This window comes from Mesorhizobium sp. M0016, from assembly GCF_040324035.1.
GTDB lineage: Bacteria > Pseudomonadota > Alphaproteobacteria > Rhizobiales > Rhizobiaceae > Mesorhizobium.
Genome location: NZ_JAMYVM010000004.1, coordinates 366,941 through 381,947 on the forward strand (window position 1 = coordinate 366,941; position 15,007 = coordinate 381,947).

At 61.4% G+C, this 15,007-nt stretch carries 14 protein-coding genes; 7 read left to right on the forward strand and 7 right to left on the reverse strand.

Going from position 1 to position 15,007, the window contains the following annotated elements; all coding sequences use genetic code 11:
* Positions 1 to 25 precede the first annotated feature (25 nt).
* A complete protein-coding gene (locus NKJ88_RS09095) occupies positions 26 to 826 on the reverse strand; it encodes a DUF3108 domain-containing protein (protein ID WP_352443953.1) in 801 nt (266 codons plus the stop codon).
* 259 nt (positions 827 to 1,085) lie between these two features.
* Here NKJ88_RS09095 and rpmB point away from each other — a divergent pair, with 259 nt between their 5' ends.
* The 3 genes from rpmB (at position 1,086) to NKJ88_RS09110 (ending at position 2,900) form a co-directional block, all read left to right on the forward strand.
* Positions 1,086 to 1,382 carry a 50S ribosomal protein L28 gene (gene rpmB, locus NKJ88_RS09100; RefSeq protein WP_023670682.1) on the forward strand — a complete coding sequence of 99 codons (297 nt, stop codon included), beginning with the start codon at positions 1,086 to 1,088 and terminating at the stop codon, positions 1,380 to 1,382.
* A gap of 162 nt (positions 1,383 to 1,544) precedes the next feature.
* On the forward strand, positions 1,545 to 2,225 hold the full coding sequence (locus NKJ88_RS09105; protein WP_023731082.1) for a queuosine precursor transporter: 681 nt from the start codon (positions 1,545 to 1,547) through the stop codon (positions 2,223 to 2,225).
* 3 nt (positions 2,226 to 2,228) lie between these two features.
* Positions 2,229 to 2,900, forward strand: a complete 672-nt coding sequence (locus tag NKJ88_RS09110; protein WP_023686729.1) for a polyamine aminopropyltransferase — start codon at positions 2,229 to 2,231, stop codon at positions 2,898 to 2,900.
* A gap of 5 nt (positions 2,901 to 2,905) precedes the next feature.
* Here the strand turns inward: NKJ88_RS09110 and NKJ88_RS09115 are convergent, their stop codons facing one another.
* From NKJ88_RS09115 to NKJ88_RS09130, 4 genes are all read right to left on the reverse strand, one after another.
* Positions 2,906 to 3,931 (reverse strand): esterase-like activity of phytase family protein, encoded by a 1,026-nt coding sequence (locus NKJ88_RS09115; RefSeq protein WP_352443954.1) that lies wholly within the window; start codon positions 3,929 to 3,931, stop codon positions 2,906 to 2,908.
* Positions 3,928 to 5,826, reverse strand: a complete 1,899-nt coding sequence (gene cobT / locus NKJ88_RS09120) for a cobaltochelatase subunit CobT (RefSeq protein WP_023824977.1) — start codon at positions 5,824 to 5,826, stop codon at positions 3,928 to 3,930. The genes NKJ88_RS09115 and cobT overlap by 4 nt, the downstream gene beginning before the upstream one ends.
* Before the next feature lie 11 nt (positions 5,827 to 5,837).
* Positions 5,838 to 6,824: a cobaltochelatase subunit CobS gene (cobS, locus tag NKJ88_RS09125; protein ID WP_023670677.1), complete on the reverse strand. Its 987-nt coding sequence runs from the start codon at positions 6,822 to 6,824 to the stop codon at positions 5,838 to 5,840.
* Between the two features lie 123 nt (positions 6,825 to 6,947).
* Positions 6,948 to 7,577: a J domain-containing protein gene (locus tag NKJ88_RS09130; protein WP_032887126.1), complete on the reverse strand. Its 630-nt coding sequence runs from the start codon at positions 7,575 to 7,577 to the stop codon at positions 6,948 to 6,950.
* A 168-nt stretch (positions 7,578 to 7,745) separates the two neighbouring features.
* Here NKJ88_RS09130 and NKJ88_RS09135 point away from each other — a divergent pair, with 168 nt between their 5' ends.
* Positions 7,746 to 8,048: a BolA family protein gene (locus tag NKJ88_RS09135; RefSeq protein ID WP_023711704.1), complete on the forward strand. Its 303-nt coding sequence runs from the start codon at positions 7,746 to 7,748 to the stop codon at positions 8,046 to 8,048.
* Between the two features lie 11 nt (positions 8,049 to 8,059).
* Here NKJ88_RS09135 and NKJ88_RS09140 read toward each other — a convergent pair whose 3' ends face one another.
* Positions 8,060 to 9,613: an acetolactate synthase large subunit gene (locus NKJ88_RS09140; protein ID WP_352443955.1), complete on the reverse strand. Its 1,554-nt coding sequence runs from the start codon at positions 9,611 to 9,613 to the stop codon at positions 8,060 to 8,062.
* 112 nt (positions 9,614 to 9,725) lie between these two features.
* Complete coding sequence (locus NKJ88_RS09145) at positions 9,726 to 9,977, reverse strand: hypothetical protein (RefSeq protein ID WP_352443956.1); 252 nt, start codon at positions 9,975 to 9,977, stop codon at positions 9,726 to 9,728.
* A gap of 173 nt (positions 9,978 to 10,150) precedes the next feature.
* Between NKJ88_RS09145 and NKJ88_RS09150 the strand changes: the two genes are divergently transcribed.
* Genes NKJ88_RS09150 through NKJ88_RS09160 form a run of 3 tightly spaced genes read left to right on the forward strand, consistent with a single transcriptional unit; the run spans position 10,151 to position 14,985 of the window.
* The gene (locus NKJ88_RS09150) at positions 10,151 to 12,100 is read left to right on the forward strand and encodes a PrkA family serine protein kinase (RefSeq protein ID WP_023714986.1); all 1,950 of its coding nucleotides are present in this window, start codon (positions 10,151 to 10,153) and stop codon (positions 12,098 to 12,100) included.
* Between the two features lie 17 nt (positions 12,101 to 12,117).
* On the forward strand, positions 12,118 to 13,425 hold the full coding sequence (locus NKJ88_RS09155; protein ID WP_352443957.1) for a YeaH/YhbH family protein: 1,308 nt from the start codon (positions 12,118 to 12,120) through the stop codon (positions 13,423 to 13,425).
* Positions 13,426 to 13,434: 9 nt separating this feature from the next.
* Positions 13,435 to 14,985: a SpoVR family protein gene (locus tag NKJ88_RS09160; protein WP_352443958.1), complete on the forward strand. Its 1,551-nt coding sequence runs from the start codon at positions 13,435 to 13,437 to the stop codon at positions 14,983 to 14,985.
* The last annotated feature ends 22 nt before the right edge of the window (positions 14,986 to 15,007 follow it).

The following is a 15,007-nucleotide window of genomic DNA, read 5'->3' on the forward strand; positions in this document are numbered from 1 at the left end:
CCCCATTCTATTCGGGTGGGCGCGTCTATTCAGTAGCTTCGAACCGCCCCGCGCTGACAGTCAAGGTGCCGATCTGCGTCCCGACCGTGGCGTGGATCGGCGCATATATGCCGGTTTGGCCGAGCGGTGCAAACGTCACCATCATCTGGCTCTTCTTCTTCAGGTAATTCAGCGCCTTGCGGCCCTTGCGGTAGCCTGCCACCGGCTCGAAGCTCATCTTGCAGGTAACGGTGTCGCCCTTGTAGCCCTTGACCGAGATCGATCCTTTCGAGGCGTAGGTCAGCGTCAGGTCGGCGCGCATCTCGCCGTCATAGAATTTCACCTTGCGCCCACAGACCTGGTCGAGGCTGTCAGCATGGATGACGGTAGCCGCCATCGGATCGAGCACCGATGCCAGATCGTTGCTGCCCAGCGGTATCCAGTTTTTGGGATTGCGCTTTTTCGGCTCGGGAATGATCTGGGTGGCGGTCACCGCGCCGTTGGCAAAGCGGATATCGACCATGGAAGCCTTCTTGCCGGACTTATAATCGGCGCGAAATACCTGCGGCTGCATCTGCTTGCCCAGGATCTTGCCCTTTGACGAGATCGTGCCGCTCGTGTCGTCGAACAAGGTGGCGAGACCCGCGCTGGAGACGGTGCCGTCTATGGAATAGCTATCGCCTTCGTAGTGGCTGGAAAATGTCGCCTTGGCCACGGAAAGGCCCAGGAACGACACCGTGTATTCGCCCTTGAAGGACTGTGCGGTGGCTGCGGGCGCGGCGGCAAGGGTTGATGTTGGCAAGGCGGCGACAAGTATGGCGACAACGGCATGTGACGGGCGAAGCATGGCGGGCTCGGTCCTTGATTTTTTTAACCGGAGGCGGGCGACTCCGGCTTGAAATGTCCCTGTCCGACCGCTTATAGGCTGAATTCCGGCCTTTATGTGAAACGCCCGTCACAGTCGTGGGCAAGCCGGAGCTTGACGCATTGGCGAAATGCAACTAAGGAACGCCAACTTTTCCATAAGGCCGCCTGACTGAAACCGCGCGCCACCCGGCGCGGGCGAACAAGGTTTGGCAGGCTAGACAGAACTGAAGGTTAGAACCATGTCCCGCACCTGCGAACTCACTGCCAAGGCAGTCCAGACCGGCAACAATGTGAGCCACGCCAACAACAAGACCAAGCGCCGCTTCCTGCCGAACCTCGTCAATGTGACGCTGATTTCGGAAGCGCTGAACCAGAATGTGCGCCTGCGCATTTCGGCCAACGCGCTGCGTTCGGTCGAGCATCGCGGCGGCCTCGACGCCTTCCTGGCCAAGGCCGACGCCAAGGAATTGTCGCAGCGCGCGCGCCTGTTGAAGAAGCAGATCGCCAAGAAGCTGGCCGACCAGCCCGCCGCTTAACGATATCAAGGCGGGGGACGACCGCCCTGAGCATCGGAGCAATCCGATGCTCAAAACTTCTAAGGCAGCAGCATCGGAGCAATCCGATGCTCAAAACTTGCAAGGCAGCGCGACCCGAACTTCGGCTAGCGCCTGGCTGGTTCCATTACCCAGGATAAAAAAATGACTTCCTTCTCGCGATATCTGCCCTTTGTGGCCGCCATGGCGCTTGTCGTCGTGGCATCGAACATCCTCGTGCAGTTCCCGATGCAGGGCCAGGCCGGCGGTCTGTCGCTGGGCGACATCCTGACCTGGGGCGCCTTCACCTATCCCTTCTCCTTCCTGGTCACCGACCTTGCCAACCGCCGCTACGGGCCGACCGTGGCGCGCCGCATCGTCCTTGTCGGCTTCATGACCGCTGTGGTCTGCTCGATCCTCGTCCCGCCCTTCCTGTTTCGCCACGGCCTGATCGAGTTCGAGACATCAGCCGACCGGCTGGTGCGCATCGCCACAGCTTCCGGCGCGGCCTTCCTTTGCGCGCAATTGCTCGACGTCACCGTGTTCAACCGGTTGCGCCGGCAGAGCTGGTGGCGCGCGCCGATCGTCGGCACGCTGGTCGGCTCGGTGTTCGACACCCTGGTGTTCTTCAGCATCGCCTTTTCGGCCGCCTTCGCTTTTGCCGGCCCGAACGACAGCTTTGCGCTGGAGACGGCGCCGCTGATGGGCGTGCTGCCGGTCGAGTCCATGCGCTGGGTCTCCTGGGCGCTGGGCGACCTCTCGGTGAAGCTGATCATCGCTGTTGTGGCCCTGATCCCCTACCGGCTGCTCGCCGCCCACTGGAGCCAGCCGGCCGTGGCTGTCTAGGCCGTGATTCCCTGGGTCCAGCTCGGCTCGGCCAAAACGCCTGACGGCGGACAGGAACTGCGCCTCAAGCAGCGCGGCAGCGAATTCTCGATCATGCTCGGCACCAATGAGCTGATGAACAGCCGCCTCAGCGGCTCCGAGGAAGCGCTGGCCAAGCTCTCCTGTGAAAAGATCGGCGGCCGCGCCCAACCGAAAATCCTGATCGGCGGCCTCGGCATGGGTTTTACGCTGCGCGCTGCGCTTGCCCAAATGGGCGCCGACGCAGGCATCACCGTTGCCGAGCTTGTCCCCGCCGTCATCGCCTGGGCGCGCGGCCCCATGGAGGCGGTCTTCGCCGGCTGTCTCGACGATCCCCGTGTGACGGTTCGCGAAGCCGACGCCGGGCACATCATAAGATCCGACAAGGCAGCCTGGGACGCCATCCTGCTCGATGTCGACAATGGCCCCGAAGGCATCGTCTACAAGGGCAACGACGCCCTCTATGGCGCTGCCGGCCTCGGCGCGGCGCGTGCAGCGCTCAGGCCCGGGGGCGTGCTGGCTGTTTGGTCGCAAGGCCCCGATGCCGGCTTCACACTTAGGCTCAAGCAGGCGGGCTTTGTCGTGGACGAGGTGAAGACGCGCGCCAATGGCAAGCGCGGCGCGCGCCACGTCATCTGGATCGCCACCAAGCCTTAGGGCTCTCAATCCTGGTGCAGGATGAATTCCAGATAGAGGTTGCGCTGCAGGATCGAATGGTTGTCGTCCGAGATCAGCGACACCATCAGCGCTCTGTCATCGCGGGTCCAGACGTCGAGTCCTTCCATATTGTCGATCTGGTAGCCCATGTCGGCTTCCATCAGCACCGGCCCGTCGGCAACCGCGCCCTTCTCGACGCTTTCGCCATAGATGCGCCTTAGCCGCATCCTGACACCGCCGGCCATCGAGAAACTGCGCTCCAAAAGCAGCAGGTCGCCATCCGGCAGGAAGGCGCCGTCAGTGATGTCGAAATCACCGTTGCGCTTGACCGTGAAGACGCCCTTGTGCGGCCCTTCGATGATGGCGGCATAGATGTTGCCAGCCTTGTCCAAGCTCTTTTCCGAGACCACGACGAGGCCGCCCTCGTGCTGGCCGTTGGGATTGGCGTGGGTGACGGTCTCGAAACCGCGGTTCTGTCGCAGTTCGCGGGCTGGAACCAGAAAGTTCAGTTGCTTGAACGGGGCCGTCATGTTGCTGGGGTCAATCTTGAACTGGGCGACGCGGTGATCGCGCTCGAAGCCGACGGTGGCGATGCCGTCCTTGACTGCAAGGCCCTCGGCATCGACTTCCCATTTCCTGTCGATCGGCCGGCCCTTTTCATCGACCATCTGCTGCATGCGGAAATTCTGGATGCCGGACGGCCGCTTGTCGGCATCATGGGTGATCGAGCCGAAGAACCAGAAGCCCGTATCGGCGACGCCGATGAAATCGCTGCCGGGTTTGACGAACCGAAATGCCGACAGCGCGCCGAAATCGCGCGTCGTCGAGTTCATCTCAAGACCGCCGACGAATTCCAGCAGCCCAAACTGCTTGTCGGCGCTGCCGATATTGAAGGTGGTGATCGGCCGCGCCGAGACTTCGACCGGCTCGACCGCGCTTGGGCCGGCGGCGATGGCCGGCGCAAACGCCATGCCGAACAAGGCAGTGACCGCGAAGAGCATCTGCCGAAACCCGCCGCGCAAAAAAATCATCCAGCGCGCCGGTAGCCGCCGCGGCGTGTATCGCGCACGTTTTCCTCGGCAAACAGCGAGGCCAGCTGCTCGGTCATGGCGCCGGCCAGTTCCTCGGCATCGACGATGGTGACGGCGCGCCTGTAATAGCGGGTAACGTCGTGGCCGATGCCGATGGCCAGCAGCTCGACCGGCGAGCGCGTCTCGATCAGCTCGATGACGGCGCGCAGGTGCCGCTCGAGATAGTTGCCAGGATTGACCGACAGCGTCGAATCGTCCACCGGCGCGCCGTCCGAGATCATCATCAGGATCTTGCGCTGTTCGGGCCGGGCGATCAGCCGGTTGTGCGCCCATAACAACGCCTCGCCGTCGATGTTTTCCTTGAGCAGGCCCTCGCGCATCATCAGGCCGAGATTGCGCCGGGCGCGGCGCCACGGATCATCGGCGGATTTGTAGATGATGTGGCGCAGATCGTTGAGCCGGCCGGGGTTCGGCGGCTTGCCGTCCTTCAGCCACTTCTCGCGAGCCTGTCCGCCCTTCCACGCCCGCGTGGTGAAGCCGAGGATCTCGACCGAGACGCCGCAGCGCTCCAGCGTGCGCGCCAGAATGTCGGCACAGGTGGCGGCAACCGTGATCGGCCGACCGCGCATCGAGCCCGAATTGTCGAGCACCAGCGTCACCACCGTGTCGCGGAATTTGGTGTCGCGCTCCTGCTTGAACGACAACGGCTGCATCGGGTCGATGACGACACGAACCAGGCGTGCCGGATCGAGATAACCCTCTTCGAGGTCGAAATCCCAGGAACGGTTCTGCTGCGCCATCAGGCGGCGCTGCAGCCGGTTGGCGAGCCGGCCGACGACGCCGGAGAGATTGGCCAACTGCTTGTCGAGGAAGGCGCGCAGCCGGTCGAGTTCTTCTTCCTCGCACAGCTCTTCCGCACCGACCGTCTCGTCGAAGGCGGTGGTGAAAACCTTGTAGTCGATCTCTTTCGGCAGGTTGGCGAAGGGGTTGTCGTTACGGCGCGCCTCGCCCGGCGTTTCGGCGTCCGCATCGTCATCGTCGGAAAGATCGTCGGCAGTGGCGTCGGAGGCCTCAGTCTCGGACGACTGTTCGTCGTCGGCCGAGGCCTCGGCATCCTCGGACTGCGACTGCTCGGAGCCGGAATCGTCTTCACCGCCCTCCTCGCTCTGCTCCTCGCCTTGCGGCTGGTTGTCGTCATTGTCCTCGGAGTCTTCGGTTTCCTGGTCGTCGCCGAGTTCCTCGGCCATCTCCATGGACGCAAGCATCTCGCGCACGACGCGGGCAAAGGCCTGCTGGTCGCCAAGCTTGGCCGACAGTCCGTCGAGATCGGCCTTGGCTTTTTCCTCGACCCAGGGCCGCCAGAGGTCGACCAGCCGTTCGCCGCTCTTCGGGATCGGCCGTCCGGTCAGCTTTTCGCGCACCATAAGCGCCAGCGCCTCCTCGATCGGCGCGTCGGCCTTGTCCTTGACGTCGACAAGGTTGGCCTTGGCGTATTTGTCCTCCAGCATCGAGCCGATATTGTCGGCGACGCCCTGCATGGCGCGGCTGCCGATCGCCTCGACGCGGGCCTGTTCCACGGCGTCATAGATCGAGCGCGCCAGCTTGCCTTCCGGCGCCAGTTTGGTGTGGATGCGCTGATCGTGGCAGGCGCGCTTCAGCGCCATGGAATCGCCCAGGCCACGAGTAATCGCGATATCTGTCTTGGACGCTTTCTTCGGCAGTTCGGGCAGTCGGGCGCGGCTGCCGGCGAGCGCCGGGCGGTCCTTGGCGAAACCGACTTCGAGCTCCTTGTCGCCGGCGATGGCGCGCATGCAGACGGTGACGGCACGCTTGAAGCTGTCGGCTTCAGACCCCGTCTTCGACTTGTTGCGCGTGTTGTCGCCCGGACCCGCCATCGAGGCTCTGCTCAGCCCAGCACCACGTTGGCGGCGCTCTCGGGCAAATCCTCGCCGAAGGCGCGCTGGTAGAACTCGGCCACCACCGAACGCTCCAGCTCGTCGCATTTGTTGAGGAAGGTCAGCCGGAACGCCATGCCGATATTGCCGAAGATCTCGGCATTTTCGGCCCAGGTGATGACGGTACGCGGGCTCATCACGGTCGACAGATCGCCATTGATGAAGGCCGAGCGCGTCATGTCGGCGACGCGCACCATCTTGTTGACGATGTCCTTGCCCTTGCCGTCGCGATAGTGCTTGGCCTTGGCCAGCACGATGTTCACCTCATTGTCGTGCGGCAGGTAGTTCAGCGTGGTGACGATCGACCAGCGATCCATCTGCGCCTGGTTGATCTGCTGCGTGCCGTGATAGAGGCCGGTGGTGTCGCCGAGGCCAACGGTGTTGGCGGTCGAAAACAAGCGGAACGCCGGATGCGGGCGGATGACCCGGCTCTGGTCGAGTAGCGTCAGGCGGCCCGACGATTCCAGCACGCGCTGGATGACGAACATCACGTCCGGACGGCCGGCATCGTACTCGTCAAAGCAGAGCGCGACATTGTGCTGGTAGGCCCAGGGCAGGATGCCGTCGCGGAATTCGGTGATCTGCAGGCCATCCTTGACGACGATGGCGTCCTTGCCGACGAGGTCGATACGGCTGACATGGCTGTCGAGGTTGACGCGCACGCAGGGCCAGTTAAGGCGGGCGGCGACCTGTTCGATATGGGTCGATTTGCCGGTGCCGTGATAGCCAGACACCATGACGCGGCGGTTGTACGCAAAGCCGGCAAGGATCGCCAGCGTCGTCGCCTTGTCGAACAGATAATCCGGATCGATGTCCGGCACATGTTCCGAGGTCACCGAATAGGCCGGCACCACCATCTTGGACTCGAAGCCGAATTTGTCTTTCACCGACACCGTCGTGTCGGGCAAATTGGCGATGTCGCGATCGACCTTGTTCATCTCTATCCAAGTCTCCACGGGCGAAATGCCTGATTTCGCCGGCAATCGATTTTGTCCGGGGGCGGTCTTAGAGCCTTTTCCACCCTTATGAAAGTTGGAAAACGACACGAACCGTTAGGTCGCTCAGCACAAACCCGCCTGCTTGAGCACGCGATAGGCCTGCAGCACATCGCGGAACCGGTCTTCCGAACCTCTATCGCCGCCATTCGCATCCGGATGGTGGCGCTTCACAAGTTCCTTATAGCGCGCCTTGATGTCCTTGCCAGTCGCCTTTGTATCAAGGCCAAGCGTTTCCAGCGCCTTGGCCTCAAGCGGCTTGGCCTTGCGTTCGCGCGCCTCGCGCGGGTCCTTCGGCCCTTTGAACAGGTCGAAAGGATCGCGCATGCGGTTGTAATAGCCGGCGCGACCGGAACGCTGCTGGGCGAAATCGGGCGAGGAGCGCGTCGAGGCGCCGGCGACGCCCATCTTCCATGTCGGCCGGTGGCCGGTCATCGCTTCCTTCTGGAAGCGGGCTATCTCGGTGTCCGGCACGCCGGAGAAGTAGTTGAAACCCTTGTTGTATTCGCGCACATGATCGAAGCAGAACTGAAAATACTCGCCTTCCTTCATGCGTCCGACCGGCGCCCGGTGGGTACCGGCCTCCTTGCAGCCGTCCCACTGGCAGATCGGCGAGTGCGACTTCAGCTCCGCATCCTTGTCGGGACGGACCCGAATTTTCTCGAAATATTTGGGGTACGGTTTCATCTCACCCATTTATGGGCTGTTCGCACGTGCGAAACAAGAATTGACATTTTCGCGATCATCGCCCTAACCGCTGAATCGCGGCATAAAGCAGGGCGAATGGCGATTTTTGAGGCGGCCCGGCGGGATCGATCCCGATTTCCCGATCACGCCTTGCAGATATGGTGAAGGGAGATGGCGATGTCCATACAGGCGACGATGGAAGACAAGCTGAACAAGGCGTTTTCGCCGGAGCGCCTGGCGATCGTCAATGAAAGCCATCTCCATGCCGGTCATCACCACCACGGCTCCGACCATCACGCTGCCTATGACGGCACTGGCGAGACGCATTTTCGCGTCCGCATCGTCTCATCCGTCTTTGCCGGCATGAGCCGCATCGACCGCCACCGCGCCGTCAACGAATTGCTCGCAGCGGAGCTGCAAGCCGGCGTCCATGCGCTGGCAATCGAACCGGCTGCACCCGGCGAAAAGACCCGTTGGTAAGTCTCTCCGCCTCAGATCACCGCTTCAATGAGAAACGGTCCCGGACGCGACAGGGCACTGTCGAGCAGCGCGTCGAACCGCTCGCACGTGTCGGCGCGGGCCGCCTCGACGCCCATGCCTTTGGCCAGCGCAACCCAGTCCAGCGCCGGATGGTCGAGATCGAGCATGCGCCTGGCGTTCTCGCCGATCTCATTGACCCCGACATTCTTCATTTCGCCATGCAGGATGGCGTAGGTCCGGTTGGAAAAGATGATGGTCACGACGTCAAGCTTTTCCCTGGCCTGGGTCCACAGTCCCTGCACCGTGTACATGCCACTGCCGTCGGCTTCGAGATTGATCACCTTGCGGTCCGGGCAGGCGATCGCCGCGCCGGTAGCCATGGGAATGCCGCCGCCGATCGATCCGCCCGTACCCATCATGTAGTCGTGCGGCGCCGCAAAGGCGGATAGCGTGAAGAACCGTCTCGCCGAGGTGACCGCTTCGTCGCAGACGATGGCATTGGCCGGAAGTTTGCGCGCCACCGACAGCGCGATGGCATCGTCCGTCAGTCTGCCGCTCAGCGTCGGTTCGTCTGGAAAGGCGGTTGCGGCGGCGAATTGCTGCGTCGGCTTGATGCCGAGCTCGTCGGCCAGCGCCTCCAGCGCCGCTTTCAGATCCTGGCCATGCGCCGCCAGCGAAAGCACCTTGCAATCGTCCCGAACCAGCCGCCCGGGCTTGCCGGGATAAGCGAAGAAGGCAACCGGCTCCTTGGCGCCGACCAGCACCAGCAAATCGATATCCCGGAGCGTGGCCGTCGCCGCATCGACCGGATAGGGAATGCGGGTCGGGGCGAACCGCCCGCGGCCGCGCTGCATGCGGGCGATCAGAACCTCACTGAACAGCCTGACATCGCTTCCCGATGAGATTCTCCCTGCGATTTCAAGTCCATCGGCGCGCGCCGCCTGCCCACGCACCACCATGCCGACACGGCCCGGCGCGGCGCGGATTGCTTCGGCGATCGTGCGCACAACAGCCATGTCGACGGCGGGCGGCGGCTCCAACTCCACCTTGCCAGGTGAAATCGCAGCAACTTCGCCCCAGGCGGCATCCGCAGGCAGGATCAGCGTCGTGACGCCAGGCGGCGTGAGTGAGGCGCCGAAAGCCGCCTCTGCGGCCGGCACAATATCGGCCGGCCCCTTGACGCGGCCAACCCAGTTCGACATCGGCGACGCCAGGCCTTCTATGTCGCTGGTCAGCGGGGCATCGAGCGGCAGATGGTAAGAAGCATGGTCGCCGACAATGTTGATCATCGGGCTGCGCGCACGCCTTGCGTTGTGCATGTTGGCCAAACCGTTGGCGAGACCCGGTCCGGTATGCAGCAACGTTGCTGCCGGGCGGTCGGTCATGCGCGCATAGCCGTCGGCGGCGCCGGTCACCACGCCCTCGAACAGGCCGAGCACGCAGCGCATCTGAGGTTTGCGGTCCAGTGCGGCAACGAAATGCATTTCGGATGTGCCAGGATTGGCGAAGCAGACCGTGACGTCATTGGCCAGGAGCACGTCGCACAGCAGATCGGCGCCATTCATGATTTTCTTTCCCAATCGACAATTCAGGAACAATTGCACCTGTAGGCGCCGGGTCGGCAATGTCCCGCCGGGGCTTTTGGTCTGATCCAGGACGCCTCGCGGGGAGCCGGGATCAACCGACGGTCCATTCAGGAATGGCCAGCATCGCGGCGGTCAACGCGTCGCCGTCCTCGCCGAAGTCGTGATTGATCGACATATGCGTGTAGGCGTTGCCGTCGAACAGCGTCACTTCAGTGCCGGTGGCGCGCAGGCGTTTGGCAAAGCCTTCGATTGGTCGTCGCGGCCTTCGGCGGGCGAATAGGCGATGAAGGTCGGCGGATGCTTGTGTCCATCGAGATAGCTGGCCGGCGACAACGCCGCCCATCAACTCCGCAGCACCGGGCAACCCACCATTCCAGCCACTCCGAATGTTTCCTCCCAAGCCTTCTACCCGGATTGCAGCCACTCTCCTTCATGTGAAGGGAACCAACAATGCTTTCCGACAGTTGAAGGTGATGAGGCGATTGGAATCCAGATCGGCTCCGAGGGCAGAACATCATGCGTGCAACCCAATCCGACGTCTTCGATCTTTTTTCGGAAATTTATGCCAATGCGGCGGACGAAGAGGTCAGCATCCAACAGTATCTTCTTGCCTGTCGGGAAGACAAATCGATGTACGCTTCGGCGCCCGAAAGGATGGTCGACGCAATCGGCGAACCAAAACTGGTTGACACCAGCAAAGACGAGCGCCTCGGCCGCATTTTCTCGAATCGGACCCTCAAGGTCTACCCTCATTTTTCCGACTTCTATGGAATGGAGGATACGATCGAGCGCATAGCCGGATATTTCCGCTATGCCTCGCAGGGGCTCGAAGAACGCAAGCAGATCCTCTATCTCCTCGGCCCGGTCGGCGGCGGCAAATCCTCTCTGGCCGAGCGTCTGAAGAAACTGATGGAGCAGCGCCCGATCTACACGCTGAAGGTCGGCAACCAGATCAGCCCGGTTTTCGAGTCGCCGCTTGGGCTGTTCCATCCCGATCACATGGGTGATCTGCTAGAGGATAAATACGGCATAGCCCGGCGCCGGCTGAACGGATTGATTTCGCCATGGGCGGCCAAGCGCCTCGACGAATTGTCTGGCGACATTTCCAAATTCAGCGTCGTCAAGCTGATGCCTTCGCGGCTGCGCCAGATCGGCATTGCCAAGACCGAACCTGGCGATGAGAACAATCAGGATGTCTCGGCCCTGGTCGGCAAGGTCGACATCAGGCAATTGGAAAATTTTAGCCAGTCCGACCCCGATGCCTATTCCTATAGCGGTGGCCTGAACCGGACCACGCAAGGTCTGCTTGAATTCGTCGAGATGTTCAAGGCACCCATCAAGGTTCTGCATCCGCTGCTGACCGCGACACAGGAAGGCAGCTACAACGGCACTGAAAATTTCGGCGCCTTTCCCTACCAGGGGATCATCGTCGCCCATTCCAACGAGTCGGAATGGCAACAGTTCAAGAGCAACAAGAACAACGAGGCGTTTCTCGATCGCATCCTGGTGGTCAAGGTACCCTATTGCCTGCGGATCACCGAAGAGAGGCAGATCTATGAGAAATTGCTGCGTGAGAGCGAGTTGGCCGCCAGCCCCTGTGCCCCTGAAGTTTTGGACATCCTCAGCCGCTTTGCAGTTTCGACGCGCTTGGCCGAGCACGACAACTCGCCGCTCTACACCAAGATGCGCGCCTATGACGGCGAAAATCTGAAGGAAGTCGATCCCAGGGCAAAGTCGGTCCAAGAATATCGCGACGCCGCCGGCGTCGATGAAGGCATGACGGGCGTCAGCACGCGCTTTGCCTTTAAGATCCTTTCGCAGACATTCAACTTCGATAATGAGGAGGTGGCCGCCGATCCTGTGCATCTGATGTACATTCTGGAGGAGGCGATCAAGCGGGAGCAGTTCCCGAAGGAAACGGAAGCGGCCTATCTTGAATTCATCAAGTCGGAGCTTGCGGCGCGCTACGCCGAGTTCATCGGCCACGAAATCCAGAAGGCCTATCTGGAGTCCTATAGCGAATACGGCCAGAACCTCTTCGACCGCTACATCGCCTATGCGGATGCCTGGATTGAGGACCAGGACTACAAGGACCCCGACACCGGCCAGATCCTCAACCGGGAGATCCTGGACAACGAACTTTCGCAGGTCGAGAAACCGGCAGGCATCGCCAATCCCAAGGACTTCCGTAACGAGGTGGTGAAGTTCACTCTGCGCGCTCGCGCAAGAAACCACGGCCGCAACCCGTCATGGACCAGCTATGAAAAACTGCGCGAGGTCATCGAGAAGCGGATGTTCGGACAGGTCGAGGACCTCTTGCCGGTGATCAGCTTCGGCTCCAAGCAAGACAGCGTTACGGAAAAGCGCCATAACGAATTCGTACAGCGCATGATCGAGCGTGGCTACACAGAACGGCAGGTACGCCGGCTGGTGGACTGGTACATGCGGGTGAACAAGGCGGGTTGACAGAGCCGGATGGTTCCATGCCGATCTTCATCGACCGTCGCCTGAACCCCAAGGACAAGAGCCTTGGCAATCGACAGCGCTTCCTCAGGCGTGCTCGCGAGGAGTTGAAGCGGAGCATTCGCGATCAAATCCGCACTGGCAGGATCGCCGACGTGGATACCGAGCACGCCGTGCCCATGCCTGAAAGGAAAACAGCCGAGCCGAGCTTCAACGATGACAGGGCCAGCGGACGGCGCCGACACATCCTTCCGGGCAACAGGCATTTTTCCCCTGGAGACCTGCTCCCGAAGCCGCATGGGGGCGGCGCGGCGTCGTCGCCAGGAAACACGGCGTCGGAAGACGATTTTCGTTTCGTGCTGTCACGCGAGGAGGTGCTCGAACTCTTTTTTGAGGATCTCGAACTGCCCGACCTGGTTAAGCTCAATCTCAAGGAAATCCTTGCCTTCAAGCCGCGCCGGGCCGGCTTCGCGGCAACCGGTTCCCCGACCAACATCAATGCCGGCCGCACCATGCGCAACAGCCTAGGCCGGCGCATTGCGCTGAGGCGCCCCACGCAGCAGGAACTGGAGGCGATCCTCCGGGAAATCGTCACGCTTGAGTCGGCCCCGGCCGGCGCGGCGGTGCGCCAGCGCATCGCGGAATTACGCGACGAGCTTGACCGGCTGGAGCGACGGCGCAGGCGAATTGCCTTTGTCGATCCGGTCGATATCCGATTCAACCGCTTCGACGCCCGGCCGGTGCCGAATGCCAATGCCGTCATGTTCTGCCTTATGGACGTGTCCGGATCGATGGGCCAACGCGAAAAGGACTTGGCCAAACGCTTCTTCGTGCTGCTGCACCTGTTCTTGAAACGGCGCTACGAACGCACGGAGATCGTCTTCATCCGCCATACCCATGAGGCGCACGAAGTGGATGAGGACACGTTCTTCTACAACACGCAGAGCGGCGGTACGATCGTCTCCACCGCGCTCGACGAAATGCACCGCATTATCGGCCAGCGCTATCCTGCCAGCGAGTGGAACATTTACGCCGCGCAGGCCTCTGACGGGGACAATTTCACCACCGATTCCGAGCGATGCATAGAGCTCATGAACGGCAAGCTCATGCGCCTGTGCCAGTATTTCGCCTATGTCGAGATCATCGACGAACGCGAGAGCCACATATTCGGTGCTACCGAAAACGGGACGTCGCTTTGGCGCGCCTACAGTACGATCGAGCTGAAATGGCCCAACTTCCAGATGAGCCGCATCGCTGCTCCCGCGGATATTTACCCGGTCTTCCACCGGCTCTTCGCCAGGCAGCCGGTGTCCATCAAGAGCGCTTGAGAGAGAGAGATGGTCAGGCGAGCCAACGAAACGAATTTGTTGTTTTCCGGTTCCGACTGGAATTTCGAGAAATTATCGCGGGCTTTTGAAGAGATCGAGGCGATCGCGGTCGACGAGTTGCATCTCGATACTTACCCGGTCCAGATGGAGATAATCTCCTCCCAGCAGATGCTCGACGCCTACTCATCTATCGGCATGCCACTGATGTATCGGCATTGGTCGTTCGGCAAACATTTCCTTCACCAGGAGCTTCTTTACCGTAAGGGTGGTCGGGGGCTGGCCTATGAACTGGTCATCAACTCCAATCCCTGCATCGTCTACCTCATGGAGGAAAACACCATGGCGTTGCAGGCCCTTGTGACGGCCCACGCGGCGCTTGGCCACAATCATTTCTTCAAGAACAATCATCTGTTTCAGCAATGGACCGACGCCGGGGCAATCCTGGGTTATCTGGACTTCGCCAAGGGCTACATCGCCCGGTGCGAGGAGCGGCACGGCCTTGCAGCAGTGGAGGCCATTCTCGATTCCGCCCATGCGCTGATGGAACAAGGGGTGTTCCGCTACCACCGGCCGCCAAAGCTCTCGTCGGAGCGACAGCGCGAAGGGCTTCGCGAGCGCCTCGAATACGAAGAGCGCTCCTACAACGATCTGTGGCGCACGCTGCCGCCGTCGCAGAACAAAAACAAGTCCGGCAATGAGGATCAAGGGATGGCGGAGCGCAAGAGATCGCTCAACCTGCCCGAGGAAAACCTCCTGTATTTCCTCGAGAAGAACAGCCTGATCCTGGAACCCTGGCAGCGCGAGATCATCAGGATCGTCCGCGTCATCGCGCAATATTTCTACCCGCAGCGACAGACTCAAGTGATGAATGAAGGCTGCGCCACCTTCGTGCATTATACGCTCATGAACATGCTATTCGATCGTGGCCGGATCGGCGAAGGTGCCATGCTCGAAATCCTGCGCAACCATTCGAACGTGATCTTCCAGCCGGCCTTTGACGATCCCCGGTTTTCAGGCATCAATCCCTATGCCCTCGGCCTCGACATGATGCAGGACATACAGCGCATTTCGACCGAGCCGACGGCGGAGGACCGCGACTGGTTCCCGGACATTGCAGGACATGGCAACTGGCGCGAGGTCCTGCTTGAGGCTTGGGCCAACCACCGCGACGAATCCTTTATCCGCCAGTATCTCAGCCCGAGCTTGATCCGAAAATGGCGGTTCTTCGTGCTTGGCGATGGAGCCGACCAACCGCATTTCGAAGTCGCCTCGATCCACAACGAACGTGGCTATCACAAGATACGCGCCCAGCTAGCCCACGGTTACGACCTTGGAGCGAATCGGCCGGACATCCAGGTGATTGATGTCGACCTGCTCGGCGACCGGCAGTTGCGGCTGCAACACAGGGTAAAGGATGGTGTTGTGCTCGAAGGGGCCAGCCGTGACGCGACGCTCCGCCATGTCCGCAGCCTCTGGGGCTACGAGGTCAGCCTGGTCGCAGTTGACGCTCAAACCGGTGCGACAATCCACGAACGGTCTACGAGCCAGATCGCGGCATAAGCTCGGCAAAGAGCGTCCTGTT

Excerpts from the sequence above, each read along its gene's own strand:
- NKJ88_RS09095 (WP_352443953.1), bottom strand. The coding sequence starts at position 826 with ATGCTTCGCCCGTCACATGCCGTTGTCGCCATACTTGTCGCCGCCTTG.
- rpmB (WP_023670682.1), top strand. The coding sequence starts at position 1,086 with ATGTCCCGCACCTGCGAACTCACTGCCAAGGCAGTCCAGACCGGCAAC.
- NKJ88_RS09105 (WP_023731082.1), top strand. The coding sequence starts at position 1,545 with ATGACTTCCTTCTCGCGATATCTGCCCTTTGTGGCCGCCATGGCGCTT.
- NKJ88_RS09115 (WP_352443954.1), bottom strand. The coding sequence starts at position 3,931 with ATGATTTTTTTGCGCGGCGGGTTTCGGCAGATGCTCTTCGCGGTCACT.
- cobT (WP_023824977.1), bottom strand. The coding sequence starts at position 5,826 with ATGGCGGGTCCGGGCGACAACACGCGCAACAAGTCGAAGACGGGGTCT.
- cobS (WP_023670677.1), bottom strand. The coding sequence starts at position 6,824 with ATGAACAAGGTCGATCGCGACATCGCCAATTTGCCCGACACGACGGTG.
- NKJ88_RS09130 (WP_032887126.1), bottom strand. The coding sequence starts at position 7,577 with ATGGGTGAGATGAAACCGTACCCCAAATATTTCGAGAAAATTCGGGTC.
- NKJ88_RS09135 (WP_023711704.1), top strand. The coding sequence starts at position 7,746 with ATGTCCATACAGGCGACGATGGAAGACAAGCTGAACAAGGCGTTTTCG.
- NKJ88_RS09140 (WP_352443955.1), bottom strand. The coding sequence starts at position 9,613 with ATGAATGGCGCCGATCTGCTGTGCGACGTGCTCCTGGCCAATGACGTC.
- NKJ88_RS09145 (WP_352443956.1), bottom strand. The coding sequence starts at position 9,977 with ATGGGCGGCGTTGTCGCCGGCCAGCTATCTCGATGGACACAAGCATCC.
- NKJ88_RS09150 (WP_023714986.1), top strand. The coding sequence starts at position 10,151 with ATGCGTGCAACCCAATCCGACGTCTTCGATCTTTTTTCGGAAATTTAT.
- NKJ88_RS09155 (WP_352443957.1), top strand. The coding sequence starts at position 12,118 with ATGCCGATCTTCATCGACCGTCGCCTGAACCCCAAGGACAAGAGCCTT.
- NKJ88_RS09160 (WP_352443958.1), top strand. The coding sequence starts at position 13,435 with ATGGTCAGGCGAGCCAACGAAACGAATTTGTTGTTTTCCGGTTCCGAC.